Origin of the sequence: Methylobacterium sp. Leaf118, from assembly GCF_920984675.1 — a bacterium.
GTDB lineage: Bacteria > Pseudomonadota > Alphaproteobacteria > Rhizobiales > Beijerinckiaceae > Methylobacterium.
On sequence record NZ_CAKLBV010000033.1, the window covers coordinates 1 to 20,417 of the forward strand.

Sequence of the window (20,417 nt, forward strand, 5' to 3'; positions counted from 1 at the left end):
GGAGAGGCCCGGGGGCGGCGTCACCGCGGAGGACGGCCGCTTGAGCGCGACCTGGAGCTGGCGCGCCATGTCGGAGAGCACCGAGGGATCGACCGGCCGCGGCCCGCGCCCGGCGATCACCGGGGGCGGCTCCGGTATCGGCTCGGCGGCCTGCGGGAGGCGGGCCGTGGCGGGCGGGGTTGGTCTCGGTGTGGTCGCATCCGGGCGCGGACGTTCGGCCGTGGGCTCGGGCCGCGGGGTCGCCAGGGGCGGCGGTGTCCGGCGAATCAGGCGGCTCATCGCCGAGGCCGGCCGTGCCGGGGGCTCGGTCGACGGCTCCTCCGGCTCGAACAGGCCGGGATCGAGGGGGGGCGAGCGCTCCGGATGCACCGGCTCGGCCCCGGGCAGGTCGGGTGGCACGACCTCGGGCATCGTGAAGGTCGGTGGCGCCGGGCTGTCGAGGAAGCGCTCGGCCCGGGGCCCGTCGAGGGCGTCCGGCCCGTCCGCTTCGGGCTCGCGGGCGCCGTCGGCGGTGTAGCGCGCGCCCGCGCCGCGCTGGATGTGCCGCTCGATCACCACGTCGTTGGGCCCGCCGACGAGGAGCAGATGCTCGACATTGTCCCGCCGCAGCAGGATGAGCTGCCGGTGCCGGTCGAGTTCGTAGATGTCGACGATGCCGAGCCGCGGCTGCCGCCCCCGAGTCCCCGCGCCCGCCGTGAGGGATAGGCTTCGCCCGGTCAGGCGCCGCAGCAGAAGGTATCCTCCGATCATCAGGATCAGGATGACGATGAAGAGGACTACGAACTGAACGACGTAAGAGCCGTCGGAACTGAAGAACGCTTGCAAGACCGGCGACTTTCGCAGTCGGGGCCCGGTCGGGCCCACTCGTGACACGGACCGGAGTATCGCCGCCACGGGGGAACGCCGCAACAAAGCCGAAGGCTTCGTTAACAGGCTGGTTGTGCCGGAACGGACGTCCGGCGGGCTCTGTGTCGCGATGGGTGGGAAGAAATTGCCGGCTTAACGCCTCCTTAACCATGCGGGCGGCACTTTCTGCCGGGTCCGGTCCCGCGTCCTCCCGGCGCGGGCCGCCGGAGGTCCCGGGTCCCCCATGTCCCTCACCGACCTGCCCCTCCTCGGCATGCTGCGCACGCGGATGCACTGGCACCAGGCCCGCCAGGCATTGCTCGCCGAGAACGTCGCCAATGCCGACCTGCCGAATTTCCGCCCGCGCGATCTCGCCGAGCCGGCCGGGACCGGCACCGCCGCGGGCCTCGCCCCGCCGGTCGGGGCGGCGGTCGGCGGCGACGGGCTCGCCCGCACCGACGTCGCCCATCTCGGCCTGTCCGCGCAGGGCGGTCCGAACGCCGACCCGCGCCGCTTCAAGGGCTTCGAGGTCCGCCCCTCGGGCAACGGCGTGAACCTGGAGGAGGAGATGATGAAGGCCGGCGACAACCAGTCGGACTACCAGCTCGTCGCCTCGCTCTACCAGAAGAGCCTCGACGCCCTGAAGATCGCCGTCGGCAAGCGCTGAGCGAGGATGGCCATGGATTTCCTGAAGAGCATCGGCATCGCCGCCTCCGGCCTCAAGGCCCAGTCGGGCCGGATGCGCATCATCGCCGAGAACATCGCCAACGCGGATTCGACCGCCCCCTCCGTCGGCGGCGAACCCTACCGGCGCAAGATCCCGACCTTCGCGAGCCGGTTCGACCGGGAACTGAACGCCAACGTGATCGAGGCCGGCCGCGTGCGCCGCGACGCCTCGCCGTTTCGCACGAAGCACGACCCCGGCAACCCCGCTGCCGACGCCCGGGGCGAGGTGCGCCTGCCCAATGTCAACGGGCTGATCGAGAACATGGACATGCGCGAGGCCCAGCGCTCCTACGAGGCCAACCTCAACATGGTCACCGCGACCCGGCGGATGATCTCCCGAACCCTCGAGATCCTGAAGGCGTGACGTCGATGACCTCCTCCGCCTTCGCCGCAGGCGCCTACGCCGCCGCCCAGAACGTCGCCCGCCCCGGGGCCGCCGCCAAACCCGCCCAGGCGGCGGGCGCGGCCAACGGATTCACCGGCTTCCTGCAGCAGACGCTCGACGGCGTGGCCCAGAGCGGCGCCCAGGCGGACCGCGCCGCCTTCTCGGCCGCGGCGGGCAAGGCCAATGTGGTCGATGTCGTCACCGCCGTCGCCGAGAGCGAGACCGCCCTCCAGACGCTGGTGGCGGTGCGCGACCGCGTGATCTCGGCCTACGAAGAGATCATGCGGATGCCGATCTGATTGTTTCCCGAGCTTGATCGCTCTCCCGTCCCCGAGGGAGAGCGCTGGCCCGGCACCGATCCCCCTGGACGGGACATCCTGAAAACCATGACCGGCCTCGCCATCCTCGATATCGCCCGCGACGGCATCTTCGTGTTCCTGAAGGTGGCCGGCCCCCTGATGCTGGTCGCCCTCGTGGTCGGCCTCGTCGTGTCGCTGTTCCAGGCGCTGACCCAGATCCAGGAGCAGACGCTGATCTACGTGCCCAAGATCGTGACCGTGTTCGGCGTGCTGCTGCTGATGCTGCCCTTCATGGGCGACGCCATGGCGGCCTACATGGCCCGCATCGCCGCGCGTATCGCCGCGGGCGGCTGATGCGGCCCCTCGCGCAAGGCGGAGACCGGGGCTACAGGATGGCCGGGGATGAACACCTCGCTCAACCTGCTGCTGCCGGGGCTCGCCGCGGCCTACCTGCTCACCTTCGCCCGGGTCGGCACGCTGATCATGCTGATGCCGGGGGTCGGCGAGGGGCTGGTCTCGCCGCGCCTGCGGCTGGCCCTTGCGCTCCTCGTCACGCTGGTGCTGTTCCCGACCGTGCGTCCGCTCCTGCCCATGGGCAACGGGACGCTCGCCCCGCCCGCGCTGATCGGGCTCCTGTTCGGCGAGATCCTGATCGGGCTGATGCTGGGCCTGTGCGTGCGCATGGTCCTCGCCGCCCTGACGACCGCCGGCAACGTCATCTCGCAGCAGCTCGGGCTCGCCTACGCCATGACGGTGGACCCGACCATGGGCGGCCAGCAGGCGGCGATCGGCAACTTTCTGTCGCTGCTCGGCATCACGCTGATCCTGGCCACCGACCTGCATCATCTCGCCCTGGAGGCGATCGGGCACAGCTACGTCACGATTCCCCCCACCGGCCTGCCGGCGATGGGCGACGCCGCCAAGCTGGCGCTGGACGCCTTCGCCCGCAGCTTCGCGCTGGGCGTGCGGATCGCCGGCCCGTTCATCGTCTTCGCGATCCTGTTCAATCTCGGCCTCGGCGTTCTCTCGCGCCTGATGCCGCAATTGCAGGTGTTCTTCCTCGGCGTGCCGGCCTCGGTGATCCTCGGCATGCTGATTCTGGCCGGCGCCCTGGGGCTGCTCATGGGCCTGTTCCTGGACGATCTCGGCCGCACCCTGGGCCAGCTCGTCGGGCGCTGAGGGACCGTTGAGCCGTGGCCGAGGAGACCGACCAGGAAGACAAGACCGAAGAACCGACCTTCCGGCGCATCGAGCAGGCGATCGAGCGCGGCGACGTGCCGAACTCGCCCGAAATCTACACCTTCTTCATCCTCGCCGCCCTGACCCTCGTCCTGATCGTCTCGGCCAAGCCGATCGCGGAGAGCCTGTCGCGCGACATGCGCGGCTTCTTCGTCCACGCGGCCGCGATGCCCGGCGATCCGGCGACCTATCTCGGCGTGGCCACCCGCGCCGCCTGGATCGGGCTCAAGGCCCTGGCCATCCCCCTCGGCCTCGCCCTGGTCGCCGGCCTCGCGGCGGGCTTCCTGCAGCACCGGCCGATCCTCACGGCCCAGAGCCTCGCGCCCCAATTCTCCCGCATCTCGCCCATGGCCGGGATGAAGCGCCTGTTCGGGATGGAGGCCTGGGTCAATTTCGGGAAGGGATTGGCCAAGATCACCCTGGTCGGGGTCGTGGCCGGCGCGATCCTCTGGGCCGAGCGTGGGCGGGCGGAATCCCTTGCCCAGCTCGAACTCGGGGCGGCGCTCGCCGTGACGCTCGCCCTCGCCGTCAAGATGATGGGCGGGATGCTCGCCGTCTACGCGGTGATCGCGCTGGGCGACGCGCTCTACCAGCGCCACCGGTGGCGGTCACGGCTGCGGATGTCCAAGGAGGAGATGAAGCAGGAGCACAAGGAGACGGAGGGCAGCCCCGAGGTGAAGGGCCGCCAGCGCCAGCTGCGCCAGGCCAAGGCCAAGAAGCGGATGATGGCCGCCGTCCCCACCGCCACCGTGGTGGTGACGAACCCGACCCACTTCGCCGTGGCCCTGCGCTACGAGGCCGGCATGGCCGCGCCCGTCTGCGTCGCCAAGGGCGTCGATTCCCTGGCCCTGCGCATCCGCGCGGTCGCCGCCGAGCACGGGGTGCCGGTGCTGGAGAACCCGCCCCTGGCCCGTGCCCTGCACGCGACCGTCGAGGTCGACGACGAGATCCCCGCCGAGCATTACCGCGCGGTTGCGGAGGTGATCGGTTTCGTGCTTCGCCTGCGCCGTCGGGCGGCCTGAGCGGATGTCCCGCCGGACGCTGCGAGATCGGACCCCGACATGGGCCCGGCCGCGCGACGGCGCGGCGGAAGTCCCTCAGATGCCACGGTTTATGCACCATTGTCGGGCTAGGATGCACGCGTTCGGGCCGCGGGGCACGGCTCCGGAGGCTGGGCGCGAGGGATGGGTAGGGCCTGATGGCTGAGGTCAGCGGACCAGCGGTGCCGGCGTCGGGCTCGATCGACCGTTCGGAACGGCCGGGCCGGGTCGGCCTGCTGCTGCTGCTGGCGGGCCTCCTCGTCGGGGCCGCCGTCGGCCTGTCCTTCGTCGCCAACGAGCAGGCTCAGCCGCTGATCCTCGGCCTCCTGGCGCTGCTCGCCATGGCCGGCGTGTTCTTCCTGTTCGCCCTCGCCATCGGGGCGATCCAGCTCGCCGGCCCGGCCTCCCGCGACGACATCACCCGCGCCATCGCCGACGCCGCCCCCGACGGCAAGCTCGTCGTCGAGGAGAGCGGGCGGATGATCTACGCCAACGAGGCCTATATGCGCCTGGCCGGTGGCGACAACTTCTCGAACCTGCGCTCCATCGAGCGCATCTTCGTGGGCGCACCCGAAGTGTCCGAGGCCGTCTACCGCCTCGCCCAGGCGGCCCGGGACGAACGCGCCTACACCGAAGAGATCCGGATGTCCCCGCCCCCGGGCGGGGCCGCCGACCGGGATTTCGCGTGGTACCGGATCGCCGTGCGGCCGATTCCCCGGCCGCATGCCGCCGCCGCCCTGTGGACCGTCAGCGACATCACGCACGAGCGCGAGCGCCAGGAGAACGTCTTCCAGGAGCTCCAGCACGCGATCGACTATCTCGACCACGCCCCCGCCGGCTTCCTCTCGATCGATGCGGCGGGCGCCATCGTCTACATGAACGCCACCCTGGCCTCCTGGCTCGGCTACGACCTCGCGACCGTGGGCTCGGGCGGGCTCAAGCTCCTGGAGATCGCGCCGGGCGCCGACGTGCTCACCGCCGCCCCGGGCCTGCCCGGCGAGGTGCGCACCGACCGGTTCGACATCGACCTGCGCCGCCGCAACGGCCAGCCCCTGCCGACCCGCCTCTATCACCGTGTCGCCTATGGCCAGGACGGGGCGCCGGGCCCGTCGCGCACCTTCGTGCTCAACCGCTCGGCGGGCTCGGATTCCGACGAGCCGCAGCGCGCCGCCGAGGTGCGGCTCGCCCGCTTCCTCAATTCGAGCCCGATCGCCATCGCGACCCTCGACCGGGACGGCCGGGTGATCCGCGCCAACGCCTCCTTCGTGCGCCTCTTCGCCGGCATGCCGCGTCAGCCCGCCCAGGAAGCCGGCCGCGAGACCCCCGAGCCGATGATGCGCGACGCCGTGCTGGAGCGCGACCGCGGGACGATCGAGGCGGCGCTGGCGCGGGCGGCCAACGGCTTCGGCGGGCTCGACCCGATCGAGGTCGGCCTGTCCGGCGAGGGCGAGCGCTCGGCCCGCGTCTGGATGAGCCCGTCGGACGCCGACGGTGCGCATCCCGACGAGAACGAGGCCGACCGCGAACGGGTGATCCTCTACGCGCTCGACACCACGGCCCAGCGCCAGCTCGAGCAGCAGGTGGCCCAGACCCAGAAGATGGACACGGTGGGCCAGCTCGCCGGCGGCATCGCCCACGACTTCAACAACGTCCTCCAGGCGATCATCGGCTACTCGGACCTGCTGCTCGCGAGCCACAGGCCGACCGACCACGCCTTCCAGGACATCATGCAGATCAAGCAGAACGCGAACCGGGCCGCGTCCCTGGTGCGCCAGCTGCTGGCCTTCTCCCGCCGTCAGACCCTGCGGCCGGAAGTCATGGACGTCGGCGAGGCCCTGTCCGACCTGACGCTGCTGCTCAAGCGCCTGCTCGGCGAGCGCGTGCAGCTCGATTTCCGCCACGGCCGCGAGATCTGGCCGATCAAGGCGGACGTGAACCAGTTCGAGCAGGTGATCGTGAATCTCGCGGTCAACGCCCGCGACGCGATGCCGAATGGCGGGCGCCTGCTGATCCGCACCACCAACTGCTCGGTCGAGGTCGAGCGTCCCGTCGGCATCCCGGCGGGCGACCACGTCATGATCGAGGTGACCGATACCGGCGAGGGCATCCGGCCCGACGTGCTGCAGAAGATCTTCGAGCCGTTCTTCACCACCAAGGAGATCGGCAAGGGCACGGGTTTGGGCCTCTCGACGGTGTTCGGCATCGTCAACCAGTCGGGCGGGGCCATCGACGTCCAGTCGACGGTGGGCGAAGGCACCACCTTCCGCATCTATCTGCCCCGGCACGAGCCCGGCATCGAGACGTTGCCGGAGGCCGGGTCGCTGGCGCTCCCGCGGCCCCTGGGCGATTCCGCCCGGGACGAGACGCGCACGGCCTCCGGCGAGGGGGGCGCGGCCGCCTCCCCGTCGAGCTCCGAGACCGCCGAGGGGCCGGGCAAGGCCGCCAGTGACGGTGCGCGCCAGGGCGACGCGGCGGGGACTTCGAAATCCGAGCCGATCAAGCCCGGCGCCGACCATACCGGCCAGGGCACGGTGCTGCTGGTCGAGGACGAGGATCCGGTGCGCGCAGTCAATTCGCGGGCGCTCTCGGCCCGCGGCTACACGGTTCTGGAAGCGGCCTCCGGGGTCGAGGCCCTTCGCCTGATCGAGGAGCATGCCGACGGCATCGACGTGGTGGTCTCCGACGTGGTGATGCCCGAGATGGACGGCCCCACCCTGCTGCGCGAGCTGCGCAAGCACCGGCCCGACCTCAAGGTGATCTTCGTCTCGGGCTATGCCGAGGACGCCTTCCGCAAGAACCTGCCCGAGGGCGAGGCCTTCAACTTCCTGCCCAAGCCCTTCAGCCTCAAGCAGCTGGTCGAGACCGTAAAGCGGACCATGGCCAATTGAGAGCCCTCGCCGGATCGAGGGGTGCGCCCCACCGGCGCCTCCCGAGGCTGATGGCGATGGCGGCCGGAGGGTCATTCCCCCGGTTCGGCGCGCCCGTCGGAGGCATCGGCCTCGTCCGACCCTTGCGGACCGAGATCACGTTCCACCTCGCACAGGGCCATCTGCAGCAGCACGGTCTGGCGGAAGGCCCCGTCCGGGCCCAGCTTCGCGAGAGCCTCGCGCAGAAGCAGTTGGACTTCGCGTAACGTATCCCCGCTGATCGTCATGCCCGGCACCGCCTCGCGCGCACGATTTCTCAACGTATAGAACCGGACGGTCTGGTAGAAAAGTACCGGTACGTGGCGGCTATGGTCCACGTTACTGCGGCGCGTCGGCGATGTGCCGGAAACCGACCGCCCGGGATGGCCCGAAATGCGCCTCGGAGGCCGCCCGATCACCGGGCGTCCTCTTGTCGGTCGCGACGAACGCGTGGGCGTTTTGCGAGAGGCCCCGACGCCTCTGCCTCAGGTGGCGATCGGGGGGCGGCCCTCGCGCGGCCAACGAAGGCTCACCATCAGTCGGCCCGCCCACCGCCAAGCCTGTCCACCGCCCAGGCCCGCCCATCGACGGAACGAGGCGGTGGAGACGTCAGGCGTCCGTCAGACCCGACCGTGGACGAGGTCGTGGATGAAGCCGAGCTTGCGCACCACCGGCGGGGCGATCACGAACGGATAGAGGTCGCTCTCGCCCATGGCGCGGTTGACGCTGTTGAGGGCGAAGACGAAGGGCAGCCACGCATCGACGATCTGCTCGATCGTGCTCGCGGCGTAGGGATCGAAGCCGATCCGCGCCGCCATCTGGCCCGAGACATCGATCGCGGGTTGCACCTGCATGCCGAAGGCCGCCGCCATCTCCAGGGTGTCGACGATGTGGAGGTAATGCGCCCAGGTCTCGGCGAAGTCCTCCCAGGGATGGGTGGTGGCGTAGGCCGAGACGAACCGCTCCTGCCAATCGGCGGGCGGGCCCTGGTCGTAATGGCGCTGCAGCGCGGCGCCGTAATCCTGGGAATCGTCGCCGAACACCGCCCGGCAGGCGTCGAGGCGGCCGGCGTCCCGCACCAGGATGTCCCAGTAATGGTGGCCGACCTCGTGGCGGAAATGGCCGAGCAGGGTGCGGTAGGGCTCGCCCATGCTGGCGCGGCGCTTCTCCCGCTCGGCCGGGTCCGCCTCGATCAGCGCGATCGTGATGACGCCGTTCTCGTGGCCCGTCATCACCTTGGGCCCGTGGGCGGCGGGCGGGTCGGCCAGGAAGTTGAAGATCAGGCCGTGCTCGGGATCCTCGGCGCGGGTCTTGAGCGGCAGGTTCCAGCGCAGGAGCGTGTAGAACAGCCGGTGCTTGGCCAGTTCCATCTCGTGCCAGCGCCGCAGGTTCATCGGGTCGGACACGTCCGGCACCGTGCCGTTGTGGCGGCAGGCGAGGCAGAACGCATCGGTCGAGCCCGGCGGCACCATCCAGTTGCAGGTGTCGTGGGCGGCGTTGGTGCAGAGGAAGCTCGTGCTCTCGGGAAGCGCCAGCGGTTGCCACGCGTTGTTGTCGCCCGCGGGCTCGAGCGCCGAGAGCCGGCCGGCCTGCGGCAGGTATCCGAGGCGGTGGCCGCAGCGCTGGCAGGTTCGGTTCTCGAAATACAGGACGTTGTCGCAGGCCTGACAGCGAAACAGCTTCATCGGATCACAGATCTTTCGCGAACGCCCAGGCGCCGGGCGATGCAACGGGCATGCAAGACCGGCGGTGGAAGAGGCGGGCAGGAGAGGAGGCGGCCATCAAAGTCGCCACGGCCCCCGGTGTTCCGCGGGCGTTGAAGTTTTTGTGATCCGATCCCGCAGGCGAAAGCCGAGGGCCGCGCCGCCGACCCGCGACGAGATCGGCAACGCTCGGTCGCAGCGCCCCTGACGAAGGGTTCGGTCCTCGTAGCCCCCGGGGCGCCAAGGCGCCCGCGCGGGTTCGGTGGGTTAGGCCGCCGCCAGTGCCTCGGTGATGGCCGTCAGCGCGGCCTCCGCCCCGGCGCCGTCCGGGCCGCCGGCCTGGGCCATGTCGCGCCGTCCCCCGCCGCCCTTGCCGCCGAGATGGCCCGCCCCGGCCCGCACGAGGCCGACCGCGTCGTAGCGCCCGATCAGGTCCTCGGTGACGCCGACCACGAGCCCGGCCTTGCCGTCGGGGGCGAGGCCGACGATGGCGACGATGCCCGAGCCGATCCGGCTCTTGCCCTCGTCGACGAGCCCCTTGAGGTCGCGCATCTCGACGCCTTCGACCACCCGGGCCATCAGCTTGACGCCGGCGACCTCGCGGGTCTCGTCGCCCCCGCCCGCGCCGCCGCCCATGGCGAGCTTTTTGCGCGCGTCGGCCAAGTCCTTCTCGAGCCGGCGGCGCTCCTCGATGAGGGTCGCGAGCCGGTCGGGCAGGTCGGCCACGGGCGCCTTGAGCAGCCCCGCGAGCCCGGACAACGTGCGGCTCTCGGCCTGCCGGTGGCGGCGGGCCGCGCTGCCGGTCATCGCCTCGATGCGGCGCACGCCGGCGCCGACCGCGCTCTCGCCGAGCACGGTGATCTGGCCGATCTCACCGAGCTGCGACACGTGGGTTCCGCCGCACAGCTCGATCGAGAAGTTCGGCAGGCGCCCCTCGACCTCGCGTCCCTCGTCGTCGACCGGACGGCCCATGGAGACGACGCGCACCTCGTCGCCGTACTTCTCGCCGAACAGGGCGCGGGCGCCGGATTCGATGGCCTCGTCCACCGCCATCAGCTTGGTGACGACCGGACCGTTCTGGAGCAGCACCGCGTTGGCGATCTCCTCCACGCGGGTGAGCTCGGCCTCGTCGATGGGCTTGGGATGGCTGATGTCGAAGCGCAGGCGCTCGGGGGCGACGAGGGAGCCCTTCTGGGCGACGTGGTCGCCCAGCACCTGGCGCAGGGCCTCGTGCAGGAGGTGTGTCGCGGAGTGGTTGGCGCGGATCGCGGCCCGGCGGGCGTGATCGACCCGCAGCTCCACGGCGCCCCCGACCGCGAGCGTCCCCTCCTCCACGGTGACGTGGTGCACGAACAGGTCGCCGAGCTTTTTCTCGGTCCCGGTCACCCGCGCCGTGAGGCCGGGGCCGGTGATCGTGCCGATGTCGCCGACCTGACCGCCGGACTCGCCGTAGAACGGCGTCTGGTTGACGACCACGAGGCCGCTCTCGCCGGCCTTCAAGGCCGCGACCTCGGCGCCCTCGCGCAGGGTGGCGCCGACCACGGCTTCCGCCGCCTCGGAATCGTAGCCTAGGAATTCGGTCGCGCCGGTGCGCTCGCGGATGCCGAACCAGACCGTCTCGGTCGCGGCCTCGCCGGAGCCCTGCCACGCGGCGCGGGCCGCCTGCTTCTGGCGCTGCATGGCGGCGGAGAACGCCTCCGTGTCGACGCCGATGCCGCGGGACTTCAGGGCGTCCTGCGTGAGATCGAGGGGAAAGCCGTAGGTGTCGTAGAGGGTGAAGGCGGTCTCGCCCGAGAGGTTCTGCCCGGCCCGGAGATCGCGGCTCTCGGCGTCGAGAATCGACAGGCCCCGCTCCAGCGTGCGGCGGAAGCGTCCCTCCTCCAGCCGCAGGGTCTCGGAGATCAGCGCCTCGCTGCGGGTGAGTTCCGGGAAGGCCTGGCCCATCTCGCGCATCAGCGCGGGGACGAGGCGGTACATCACCGGCTCGCGGGCGCCGAGCAGTTCGAGATGGCGCATGGCCCGGCGCATGATCCGGCGCAACACGTAGCCGCGACCCTCGTTCGAGGGCAGCACGCCGTCGGCGATGAGGAAGGCGGTCGAGCGCAGGTGGTCGGCGATGACCCGGTAGGAGGCCCGGGTCGCCGGCTCGGGCGCCTTCGACACGGCATGCGCCACCGCGTCGATCAGGGCGCGGAACAGGTCGGTGTCGTAGTTCGAGTGGACGCCCTGGAGGATCGCGGCCATGCGCTCCAGGCCCATGCCGGTGTCGATCGAGGGCCGCGGCAGCGGATGGCGCGCGCCCGGCTCGACCTGCTCGTATTGCATGAACACGAGGTTCCAGAATTCGAGGAAGCGGTCGCCGTCCTCGTCCGGGGAGCCGGGGGGGCCGCCGGAGAGCGCCGGGCCCTGGTCGATGAAGATCTCCGAGCACGGCCCGCAGGGGCCGGTGTCGCCCATCTGCCAGAAATTGTCCGAGGTGCCGATCCGGATGATCTTGTGGTCGTCGAACCCGGCGATCTTCTTCCAAAGTCCGGCCGCCTCCTCGTCATCCGCATAGACGGTGACCAGAAGTCGCTCGGGCGACAGCCCGAATTCCTTGGTGATCAGCGTCCAGGCCAGTTCGATCGCGTCGGCCTTGAAATAATCGCCGAACGAGAAATTGCCGAGCATCTCGAAGAAGGTGTGGTGGCGCGCGGTGTAGCCGACGTTGTCGAGGTCGTTGTGCTTGCCGCCGGCGCGGACGCACTTCTGCGACGAGGTCGCCTTGACGTAGGGACGCTTCTCGACCCCCGTGAAGACGTTCTTGAACTGCACCATGCCGGCGTTCGTGAACATCAATGTCGGGTCGTTCTTCGGCACCAGCGAGGAGGACGGCACCACCGTGTGCCCGGCATCCCGGAAGTAGTCCAGGAAGGTCGATCGGATCTCGTTGACGCCGCTCATCGGATAGGCTCGAAAATCAAGTCGCGTCGGGGACCGGCTGAGGGCAGCACGGCGGGAAGTCTCGCGCCCTCATACGGGCCGGAGCTGTGCGAGTCACGTCGGCTCGTCACCCGGCCTGAAGCGCGGCGAGATAGCTGCGCAGAAGCGTCACCCGGCGCGGCCGGAAGCTCGTGCCCGCCAAGCGCACCTCCTGGATCCGGTCCAACCGGAACTTGCGGAAGGCCGCGCGCAGGCAGCACCAGGCCAGGAGGGTCATCTTGCGATCGAGATAGACGATCGAGAGCGGCAGGACCTCCCGCTCGGTGACCGCGCCGTCCCCGTCCGCGTAGCGCAGGATCAGGGATTCCTCGCGCCAGCACCCGGCCCGGATCGTCTCCATCCCGGGGATCGTCGGGAAGCGGGCCTCGAACCGGCGCACCTGGGAGACCGCGTGCAGCAGGTGCGGCTCGAGCCGGTCCGGCAGGGTCGCGGCCACCTTGGCGAGGACGGAGGCCGCGGCTGCGGCGAGCGCCGGATCGCCCATCTGGCGCACCTCGGACAGGCCGAGCACCAGCGCCTCGATCTCGATCCGATCGAAGGTCTGCGGCGGCAATGCCGGGTCCTCGATCAGCCGGTAGCCGTAGCCGCGCTCGCCCTCGATCCGGGCCCCGGCCGCCCGCAGGCTGTCGATGTCGCGATAGAGCGAACGCAGCGACACGCCGGTCTCCTCGGCGAGCCGCGCCGCGGTGACGGGGGCCGGGAGGACGCGCATGGCATGGAGCAGCCGGTAGAGCCGGTCGGTTCGGGCCATCGGGCAACTGACGGAAACTGGCAGGAGGGCCGGGGTACAACGGCCCCCGTCACCGCGCCAGCCGGAGCCTCCCGATGATCACCCTGTACCACGCGCCCCAGAGCCGCTCGACGCGCATCCTCGCCCTCCTCCACGAACTCGATGCCCTCGATGCGGTCGCCATCGAGGTCGTGACCATCCCGCGCATGGACGGCTCGGGCGCCCGCGACCCGCGCAACCCCCATCCGGAGGGCAAGGTGCCGCTGCTCGACCATGACGGGGTGCTGGTGCGGGAATCGAGCGCGATCATCCAGCATCTCGCCGAGCTGTTCCCGCAGGCCGGGCTGAGCGTTCCCGCCGGCGATCCGCGGCGGGGCGCCTATCTCGGCTGGCTCGCGTGGTCCGCGGGCGTGGTCGAGCCGGTCCTGACGCTGCAGGCGCTGGGGATCGAACATCCGGGCCTCGCCCGGACCTTTCGCAGCGCGGAGGCGGTGCAGGACCGTCTCGCCGCGGCGCTGGAGACCACGCCCTACCTGCTCGGCGAGCGCTACACGGCGGCCGACCTGCTGCTGCACTCGCCCTATGCTTGGTTCGGCAAGCCCGGCATGCCGGTGATCGACGCCTGGGTCGCGCGCTGCATGGACCGGCCCGGGGCCCGCTTCGCGGCGACCTTCGATGCGCGGCACGCGGCTCAAGGGTCGCGCCGGGAAGGGGCGCCGGCTCTGGAATGAGCCGGCGCCCGTCACAGGGTCGGGCTGACCGCCCGCCCCTGCATCGTCAGCCGGTAGTGGTCGGCATTCGCGGAGGAGCGCACCGCGAGGCCGCGGCGGACGAGGGCGTTGAGGGTGGTACGGCACGGACCTCGTTCGACCACCGCGATCCAGCGATGCTCGTCCCGGTCCGCGAGCCATTGCAAGGCCCGCATCTGCCTCTGATTCAGGGTGGAAATCGACAAACGCATCCCATGTCGCGCAGAAAGGGCCCGTCCCTCAGGACGGGCCAAGTCGTTTCTGGAGTAGCTACGCATTCGGTAGCTACCATGATGGACGTGAAAGGTAGAGGCTTAATCCACGAACAGCCGATGTGCGGGGATCAATTTGCCAAAGTACGAAAGGACTGAAGGCGGTTTGGCGCTTTAATCCGCGTATACATTATGCAAGGGCGATTGTGGGTGCGATGATGTGCGCGATCGCAAGCCGCGATCCGACCGGCGTGGGGCGGGCCACGGGGCGGGCGGCGCGGCTCTCCGAGTCGGCGCGCCCCCGGAACGAGAAAGGGCGGGAGGATGTGATCCTCCCGCCCCGGGTCGCGTCGTGATCGTTCGCTGAGGCCGTCAGGCCTCGCCCTCGTCGAGGTCCTCCGCTGTCGGCTTGGCATTCTCGAGGATGCGCTCGGCGACGAGCCCCGAATTCTGCCGGATTGACGCCTCGATCCGGTTGGCGAGGTCGGGATTGTCGCGCAGGAAGCCCTTGGAGTTCTCGCGGCCCTGGCCGAGACGCTGGCTGTCGTAGGAGAACCACGCGCCCGCCTTCTCGACGATGCCGGCCTTCACGCCGAGATCGATCAACTCGCCGACCTTGGAGACGCCCTCGCCGAACATGATGTCGAACTCGACCTGCTTGAAGGGCGGCGCGACCTTGTTCTTGACGACCTTGACGCGGACCTGATTGCCGATCGCCTCGTCGCGATCCTTGAGCGTCGAGATCCGGCGGATGTCGAGGCGCACCGACGCGTAGAACTTGAGCGCGTTGCCGCCCGTCGTGGTCTCGGGGCTGCCGTACATCACGCCGATCTTCATGCGGATCTGGTTGATGAAGATGACCATGCAGTTCGATCGCGAGATCGAGCCGGTGAGCTTGCGCAGGGCCTGGCTCATCAGGCGGGCCTGGAGGCCAGGCTGGCTCTCACCCATCTCGCCCTCGATCTCGGCCCGCGGCGTCAGCGCGGCGACCGAATCGACCACGAGCACGTCGATGGCGCCCGAGCGCACCAGCGTGTCGGTGATCTCCAGCGCCTGCTCGCCGGTATCGGGCTGCGAGATCAGCAGGTCGTCGAGATGAACGCCGAGCTTGCGCGCATAGACCGGGTCGAGGGCGTGCTCCGCGTCGACGAAGGCGCAGACGCCACCCTTCTTCTGGGCCTCGGCGATCGTATGGAGGGCGAGCGTCGTCTTGCCCGACGATTCCGGCCCGTAGATCTCGATGACGCGGCCCCGGGGCAGGCCGCCGACGCCGAGGGCGATGTCGAGGCCGAGCGAGCCGGTCGAGATGGTCTCGACCTCCTGCACCTTGTCGGACTTGCCGAGGCGCATGATCGAGCCCTTGCCGAAGGCCCGCTCGATCTGCGTCAGCGCCGCCTCGATCGCCTTCGCCTTGTCCTTGTCCGCTGCTGCCATCGTCGAGGATTCCACCATCTTCAGCGCAGGCTGGGCCATCGCGTGCGGCTCCTTATGCATGGGAGGGGCGCGAGGCTCAATGCGCCCGGGCCGACGCATTTTGTACCTGTTTTGTTCTTGTTCCGCAAGAGAGCCGACGGGTCGGTGGTGCCCTTCCATGTCGGGGAGGTCCCGCCCCCTCCCGGGCTTCCGCAAACGCGGTGCAAGCGGCGCACAAGACGCGGCATCAGCCGCCGCGACGCGGTTCGGGGCCAATTCCGGCCGAGAGGGCAGCGATGGGCGTGGGCCGGCGCCCAGGCGCCGGCCGGCGATCCCAAAAAAACGCTACCGGGCGCTCTGCCAGAGGCTGATCACCCGGTGGCCGGTCTCGGCGCGGGCCTGCTGGATCTCCGGGGCGTCGGGGGCCTCCTTCGGGGCGAGGCGGCGCGCCTTGGCCAAAACCCTGCGGGCCTCGTCGGCCGGCAGGGCGCCCTGGGGCACCATCATGGCCAGAAGCAACTTGCGGGTCTTGCCGTCGACGGAACGGGAGCGCTTGGCGTCCTCGAAATCGGTCATCCGGTGGCGGGCCGCCTTGGCCCCCCGCCCGCGATCCCCGTTGCCGAGGAACACTTTGGGGCCGCCGGGCATCACCACGATGTCGCCGGGACGCAGGGTGTCGTCGCGCAAGAGGGCCGCCGTCGGGTTGGCCGCGATGGCCTTCTGGTCGACCGGCTGCTTGCCGCTGATGCCCGAGACGTCCTCGGCCTTCGGCAGGGCGGCGTAGCGCACCTTGGGGCGCTGACGCTCCGTCGTGCGGCCCTGGCCATGGCGGCGCCAGCGGTAGCGCTCGTTCACCTCGCCGCCGCCGTAGACGGCCGGTCCGGGTTGCGCGGCGGGAGCAGGAGCAGCCTGGGGCGCGCCGCCGAAGAGCTGCTGGAACAGGCCGCCGAGGCCCGCTTCCTGGGCGTGGACGCCCGCGACGGTGGAGAGAACGAGGACGGACGAGGCGAGGACGAGCGCGAGGCGACGTCCGGAGCGGGGCGGGGTCGACGGCATCGACGGCTCCTGAGGCGAGTGGTCGCGTTCGACCGATGCGCCTTCAACAAGAGGCCGAGCTGTGCGGTTCCGGCAGGAGCGTGACGAAATTGTGAATTTTTTGTGGCTGAAGGTTTTCCGGGATCGCGACGGCCCATCCGGTAAGAAAATCGGGGGCCGGGGCCCGTCATGGCCGCGACGCGCCGGGGCCCAGATGGGTGCCGGGCCGCGGATGTCCTTCACCAGAATGGTCCCGACCGGGGAGGCTCCCGGCGAAGAAGGCACTCGGCACACAATGTCCCGGCCCGAGACTGTCTTCGGCCGAACGGCTCACGGTGCTGTGAACCCGGATCGGCGCTGGCCGGTTGCCATCCCTGCCGCCTTCGCCCCTGGCGGCCGGAGCCGATCGTCCATGCCTTCTCCCGACCGAGCTGTTCCCGTGCCGCTGCCCATGCCCCTGCCCGAGCAGCGCCACTCCACCCTGTGGACGATGGCCATGGCCGCTGCCCTGCTCGGCCTCGTCGCCCTGCCGCGCCGGGGAGCGCCGGGGCCGGGAGGCGCGGGCCAAGGCGCGCGTGAACCAGGCGCGCGCCCGGCAGAGGCGGGTCAGTGGGACGCCGCCCGGCGGGAATCCCCCTCGCACGAGGGGGCGGAGGCCCATCGGGTCGCGCAGCGCGAGGCGCATCGCGGCCGCGCCGCCGAGAGCCCGACCGAGATGCCGGCGGCGGGGTGGTGGGACATTCTCAAGCGCACCTACGGCGATCTCGGCGAGAACCGGCTGATGCTGGTCTCGGCGGGCGTGACCTTCTTCGTCCTGCTCGCGCTGTTCCCGGCAGTCGCCGCCCTGGTCTCGGTCTACGGGCTCATCGCCGACGTCGCGACCATCAACAGCCAGATCGAGGCCCTGCGCGGCCTCCTGCCTTCGGGGGGCGTCGACATCCTCGCCGAGCAGGTCAAGCGCGTGACCGAGAAGGGGGACGCCGCGCTCGGGCTCACGGCCCTCATCGGCATCGCCCTCTCGGTCTGGAGCGCCAATGGCGGCGTGAAGCACGTCTTCGACGCCTTGAACCTCGTCTACGGGGAGCGGGAGCGGCGCGGGTTCTTCACCCTGAACCTCGTCTCCCTCGCCTTCACCGCGGGCGCGTTGCTGTTCGTGGTGCTGGCGCTGACCGCGATCGTCGCGGTGCCGGTCGTCATGCAGACCATCGGGCTGGGGCCCGACGCGTGGTGGCTCGCGCTCCTGCGCTGGCCGGCCCTGTTCGCGGTGGTGATCCTGATGCTGGCCGTGCTCTATCGCTACGGCCCCAGCCGCGACGCGCCGCGCTGGCGCTGGGTGACGCCGGGCGGCATTCTGGCGGCCTTCCTGTGGCTCGCCGGCTCCGCCCTGTTCTCCTGGTACGTCGGGAATTTCGGCTCCTACGACAAGACCTACGGGTCGCTCGGCGCCGCGATCGGCTTCATGACCTGGATCTGGATCTCGACCACGATTGTGCTGCTGGGCGCCCAGCTCAATGCCGAGATCGAGCACCAGACCGCCAAGGATACCACCGTCGGGCCGCCGCAGCCCCTCGGCACCCGCGACGCCCGCATGGCCGACACGGTGGGCGCGGCAGCGTGAGACTGTCGGTTCGCATGCCGGCATCATCCTGCCCGTGTGCGAACCGACAAAGACCCGCGACGATGGATCGAAGCCGGCCGATGGAGAAATGATGCAGCAATCAACAGTGGCTTATAAAGTTTAGAATTATATCAAACAAAGATAAGACGATGCCGATATTGCTGGAAACGTCTTGACGCGAGAGCTTAACATTTATTAGCCAGGGGCTCTCTCGAAAGCCGGAACCGGCCCGCGTGCCGCGGCGGCGGGCCGGGATGACGGTTCGCCTTCCATGCTCCGACGCCTTCCCGCCCCACGCCTGATCCTGCTCGGCACGATCCTCGCCGCCCCCGGCGCCCTGGCCCAGGGTGTGAGTGGCGGGGCGAGCGACCCGGTCGTGGCGCTCGACGAAATCTCGGTGGAGGGCAACGGGAAACCGGTCTCCCGCGGCTACCAGCCGGTGCGCTCCTCGATCGCCACCGGCACCGAGACGCCGCTCATCAAGGTGCCCCAGGCGGTCGCCGTCGTCACCGAGCAGGTGCTGCAGGATCAGGCGGTGCGCAGTCTCGACGACGCGCTGATCAACGTCTCCGGCATCACCCAGACCAACACCCTCGGCGGCACGCAGGACGCCTTCATCCGCCGCGGCTTCGGCGACAACCGCGACGGCTCGATCCTGCGCGACGGCCTGCGGACGGCGCTGCCGCGCTCCTTCATGCCGACGACCCAGCGTGTCGAGGTGCTGAAAGGCCCGGCCTCCGCCCTCTACGGCATCCTCGATCCGGGCGGGCTCATCAACGTCGTCACCAAGAAGCCGCGCTTCGTGCAGGCCGGCTATCTCGAAGCCTGGGGCACGAGCTTCAACGGCGGCGGCATCGAACTCGACCAGACCGGGCCGATCGAGGGGACCCCGCTCGCCTATCGCTTCATCGCGCAGCACCGCAATCAGGAGTACTGGCGCAATTTCGGCCTGCAGAACCAGCAGGTCATCGCGCCGTCCGTGACCTGGGAGGGCGATGCCACCCGGGTGACGGTCGGCTACGAGTGGTCGCATTACCGCACGCCGTTCGACCGCGGCACGGTCTTCGATCCCTTCACCCGCAAGGCGGTGGCGATCCCGCGGGATCGCCGCCTCGACGAGCCCTGGGCCAACACCGCGGGCGAGAACCACATCGCCTCGCTCTCGATCGAGCACCGCTTCAGCGAGACCTGGAAGGCGAACGTCAATTACGCCTTCAGTCATAACTTCTACCAGGACGACCAGTCCCGCCGGGTCAGCTACGATCCGGCCACCGGCATCCTGATCCGCCGCTCGGACGCGACCCAGGACTCGAACTTCACCGTCCATTCCGGCCGGCTCGACGTGGTTGGCCGCGAGGTGCTGCTCGGCCTGCCCCACGAGATCCTGGTCGGCGTCTCCTACGACGAATCGAACGTCGTGCGGAGCCGGCTGATCCGGGATCCCCTCCGGACCCCGTTCAACGTCTTCGCGCCGGTCTACGGCCTCACCCAGCCGAGCACCTTCGTCTTCAATTCGGACAGCAACCAGCGCGAGCACATCGCCACCGCCTCGGTCTACGCGCAGGATTCGATCTCCCTGACCGAGGAACTGACCCTGGTGGGGGGGCTGCGCTACCAGTCGTTCGATCAGGACGCGGGGCGCGGCGTGCTGGGCACTCTGGCCTCCGCGAACTACGATCCCGCCATCGACAAGAATGTCGACTTCAAGCGCAACACCGACGTCTCGGGCGGACGGGTCGTGCCGCGGGTCGGCCTCGTCTACCTGCTGACGCCGAGCCTCTCCGTCTACGGCTCCTACAGCGAGACTTTCCGGCCGAACTCGTCCATCTCGAGCTTCGTCGGCGCGCTGCCGCCGGAGCAGGGAGACGCCTTCGAGGTCGGGCTGAAGACCGAGCTGTTCGGCGCCATCACGGCGACCGCGGCGCTGTACGACATCACCAAGTCGAACGTGCTGTTCACGGAAACGGTCGGAGGCATCACCTCCAGCCGGGTCGCCGGCCGCGTTCGCTCCCGCGGCTTCGAGCTCGACGTGGCCGGCCAGATCGCCGAGGGATGGAGCCTCATCGCCACCTACGCTTATACCGACGCGCGGGTGACCAGCGATCCGGATCCGGCCATCGACGGCAAGGGACTGGCCAATGTCGCCCCCCACACCGCCTCGCTGTTCCTGACCCACGATTTCGGGGTCGTGCCGGGGCCCTTCGGCGAGGGACGGCTGCAGGCGGGGATCGGCGGGCGTTACGTCGGCGCGCGGCCGGGCAACGCCACCAACCGGTTCAGCGCCGCCGATTATGCGACCTTTCCGGCGTTCGCCGCGATCCCCTTCTCCCTGCCCGATTACGCGGTGGCCGACGCCTTTGTCGCCTACGACACGCAGATCGCCGGCCGCCCTGCCACGCTGCAGCTCAACCTGCGCAACCTGACCGACGCGACCTACTACCCGTCCTCCATCGGCACGAATTCGCTCAACGTGGCGGTGGGCGAGCCCTTCCAGGCGATCCTCACCGGCCGCGTGTTCTGGTGATCCCGCTCCG

The 20,417-nt window shown here is 70.1% G+C and carries 18 protein-coding genes; 10 read left to right on the forward strand and 8 right to left on the reverse strand.

What is annotated here, in order from left to right; genetic code table 11:
- Window positions 1–825, reverse strand: an 825-nt coding sequence (locus tag LW587_RS14645) for a flagellar biosynthetic protein FliO (RefSeq protein ID WP_269780334.1), incomplete at its 3' end; no start/stop codon positions are given.
- A gap of 265 nt (window positions 826–1,090) precedes the next feature.
- Between LW587_RS14645 and flgB the strand changes: the two genes are divergently transcribed.
- From flgB to LW587_RS14680, 7 genes are all read left to right on the forward strand, one after another.
- On the forward strand, window positions 1,091–1,513 hold the full coding sequence (gene flgB / locus LW587_RS14650; protein WP_232630329.1) for a flagellar basal body rod protein FlgB: 423 nt from the start codon (window positions 1,091–1,093) through the stop codon (window positions 1,511–1,513).
- 12 nt (window positions 1,514–1,525) lie between these two features.
- A complete protein-coding gene (gene flgC / locus LW587_RS14655; RefSeq protein WP_232630330.1) occupies window positions 1,526–1,936 on the forward strand; it encodes a flagellar basal body rod protein FlgC in 411 nt (136 codons plus the stop codon).
- A 5-nt stretch (window positions 1,937–1,941) separates the two neighbouring features.
- A complete protein-coding gene (gene fliE, locus LW587_RS14660) occupies window positions 1,942–2,256 on the forward strand; it encodes a flagellar hook-basal body complex protein FliE (RefSeq protein ID WP_232630331.1) in 315 nt (104 codons plus the stop codon).
- 87 nt (window positions 2,257–2,343) lie between these two features.
- Window positions 2,344–2,610, forward strand: a complete 267-nt coding sequence (fliQ, locus tag LW587_RS14665; protein WP_232630332.1) for a flagellar biosynthesis protein FliQ — start codon at window positions 2,344–2,346, stop codon at window positions 2,608–2,610.
- A gap of 48 nt (window positions 2,611–2,658) precedes the next feature.
- Complete coding sequence (fliR, locus tag LW587_RS14670) at window positions 2,659–3,435, forward strand: flagellar biosynthetic protein FliR (protein WP_232630333.1); 777 nt, start codon at window positions 2,659–2,661, stop codon at window positions 3,433–3,435.
- 14 nt (window positions 3,436–3,449) lie between these two features.
- On the forward strand, window positions 3,450–4,517 hold the full coding sequence (gene flhB, locus LW587_RS14675) for a flagellar biosynthesis protein FlhB (RefSeq protein ID WP_232630334.1): 1,068 nt from the start codon (window positions 3,450–3,452) through the stop codon (window positions 4,515–4,517).
- A 176-nt stretch (window positions 4,518–4,693) separates the two neighbouring features.
- Window positions 4,694–7,423 carry a response regulator gene (locus LW587_RS14680; RefSeq protein WP_232630335.1) on the forward strand — a complete coding sequence of 910 codons (2,730 nt, stop codon included), beginning with the start codon at window positions 4,694–4,696 and terminating at the stop codon, window positions 7,421–7,423.
- Between the two features lie 71 nt (window positions 7,424–7,494).
- Here LW587_RS14680 and LW587_RS14685 read toward each other — a convergent pair whose 3' ends face one another.
- The 4 genes from LW587_RS14685 to LW587_RS14700 form a co-directional block, all read right to left on the reverse strand.
- Complete coding sequence (locus LW587_RS14685; RefSeq protein WP_232630336.1) at window positions 7,495–7,779, reverse strand: hypothetical protein; 285 nt, start codon at window positions 7,777–7,779, stop codon at window positions 7,495–7,497.
- A gap of 282 nt (window positions 7,780–8,061) precedes the next feature.
- Window positions 8,062–9,126 (reverse strand): zinc-binding metallopeptidase family protein, encoded by a 1,065-nt coding sequence (locus tag LW587_RS14690; protein WP_232630337.1) that lies wholly within the window; start codon window positions 9,124–9,126, stop codon window positions 8,062–8,064.
- 285 nt (window positions 9,127–9,411) lie between these two features.
- Window positions 9,412–12,087, reverse strand: a complete 2,676-nt coding sequence (gene alaS / locus LW587_RS14695) for an alanine--tRNA ligase (RefSeq protein WP_232630338.1) — start codon at window positions 12,085–12,087, stop codon at window positions 9,412–9,414.
- A 106-nt stretch (window positions 12,088–12,193) separates the two neighbouring features.
- Window positions 12,194–12,877 (reverse strand): helix-turn-helix transcriptional regulator, encoded by a 684-nt coding sequence (locus LW587_RS14700; RefSeq protein WP_232630339.1) that lies wholly within the window; start codon window positions 12,875–12,877, stop codon window positions 12,194–12,196.
- A gap of 74 nt (window positions 12,878–12,951) precedes the next feature.
- Between LW587_RS14700 and LW587_RS14705 the strand changes: the two genes are divergently transcribed.
- Window positions 12,952–13,587, forward strand: coding sequence for a glutathione S-transferase family protein (locus tag LW587_RS14705; RefSeq protein WP_232630340.1), 636 nt, complete (start codon window positions 12,952–12,954; stop codon window positions 13,585–13,587).
- Between the two features lie 11 nt (window positions 13,588–13,598).
- Here the strand turns inward: LW587_RS14705 and LW587_RS14710 are convergent, their stop codons facing one another.
- The 3 genes from LW587_RS14710 to LW587_RS14720 all read right to left on the reverse strand — a co-directional run bounded on the left by LW587_RS14710 (window position 13,599) and on the right by LW587_RS14720 (window position 16,286).
- Window positions 13,599–13,781, reverse strand: a complete 183-nt coding sequence (locus tag LW587_RS14710) for a hypothetical protein (RefSeq protein WP_232630341.1) — start codon at window positions 13,779–13,781, stop codon at window positions 13,599–13,601.
- A 408-nt stretch (window positions 13,782–14,189) separates the two neighbouring features.
- Window positions 14,190–15,269 carry a recombinase RecA gene (gene recA / locus LW587_RS14715; protein WP_442919152.1) on the reverse strand — a complete coding sequence of 360 codons (1,080 nt, stop codon included), beginning with the start codon at window positions 15,267–15,269 and terminating at the stop codon, window positions 14,190–14,192.
- A gap of 306 nt (window positions 15,270–15,575) precedes the next feature.
- Window positions 15,576–16,286, reverse strand: coding sequence for a hypothetical protein (locus LW587_RS14720; protein ID WP_232630342.1), 711 nt, complete (start codon window positions 16,284–16,286; stop codon window positions 15,576–15,578).
- Window positions 16,287–16,677: 391 nt separating this feature from the next.
- Between LW587_RS14720 and LW587_RS14725 the strand changes: the two genes are divergently transcribed.
- Both LW587_RS14725 and LW587_RS14730 read left to right on the forward strand, forming a co-directional pair.
- A complete protein-coding gene (locus LW587_RS14725) occupies window positions 16,678–17,883 on the forward strand; it encodes a YihY/virulence factor BrkB family protein (RefSeq protein WP_442919151.1) in 1,206 nt (401 codons plus the stop codon).
- Between the two features lie 271 nt (window positions 17,884–18,154).
- Window positions 18,155–20,407, forward strand: a complete 2,253-nt coding sequence (locus LW587_RS14730; RefSeq protein WP_232630343.1) for a TonB-dependent siderophore receptor — start codon at window positions 18,155–18,157, stop codon at window positions 20,405–20,407.
- Window positions 20,408–20,417: the final 10 nt, after the last annotated feature.

Coding starts and splice junctions, on each gene's coding strand:
- flgB (WP_232630329.1), top strand. CDS start 1,091: ATGTCCCTCACCGACCTGCCCCTCCTCGGCATGCTGCGCACGCGGATG.
- flgC (WP_232630330.1), top strand. CDS start 1,526: ATGGATTTCCTGAAGAGCATCGGCATCGCCGCCTCCGGCCTCAAGGCC.
- fliE (WP_232630331.1), top strand. CDS start 1,942: ATGACCTCCTCCGCCTTCGCCGCAGGCGCCTACGCCGCCGCCCAGAAC.
- fliQ (WP_232630332.1), top strand. CDS start 2,344: ATGACCGGCCTCGCCATCCTCGATATCGCCCGCGACGGCATCTTCGTG.
- fliR (WP_232630333.1), top strand. CDS start 2,659: ATGAACACCTCGCTCAACCTGCTGCTGCCGGGGCTCGCCGCGGCCTAC.
- LW587_RS14680 (WP_232630335.1), top strand. CDS start 4,694: ATGGCTGAGGTCAGCGGACCAGCGGTGCCGGCGTCGGGCTCGATCGAC.
- LW587_RS14690 (WP_232630337.1), bottom strand. CDS start 9,126: ATGAAGCTGTTTCGCTGTCAGGCCTGCGACAACGTCCTGTATTTCGAG.
- alaS (WP_232630338.1), bottom strand. CDS start 12,087: ATGAGCGGCGTCAACGAGATCCGATCGACCTTCCTGGACTACTTCCGG.
- LW587_RS14700 (WP_232630339.1), bottom strand. CDS start 12,877: ATGGCCCGAACCGACCGGCTCTACCGGCTGCTCCATGCCATGCGCGTC.
- LW587_RS14705 (WP_232630340.1), top strand. CDS start 12,952: ATGATCACCCTGTACCACGCGCCCCAGAGCCGCTCGACGCGCATCCTC.
- LW587_RS14710 (WP_232630341.1), bottom strand. CDS start 13,781: ATGCGGGCCTTGCAATGGCTCGCGGACCGGGACGAGCATCGCTGGATC.
- recA (WP_442919152.1), bottom strand. CDS start 15,269: ATGGTGGAATCCTCGACGATGGCAGCAGCGGACAAGGACAAGGCGAAG.
- LW587_RS14720 (WP_232630342.1), bottom strand. CDS start 16,286: ATGCCGTCGACCCCGCCCCGCTCCGGACGTCGCCTCGCGCTCGTCCTC.
- LW587_RS14725 (WP_442919151.1), top strand. CDS start 16,678: ATGCCTTCTCCCGACCGAGCTGTTCCCGTGCCGCTGCCCATGCCCCTG.
- LW587_RS14730 (WP_232630343.1), top strand. CDS start 18,155: ATGCTCCGACGCCTTCCCGCCCCACGCCTGATCCTGCTCGGCACGATC.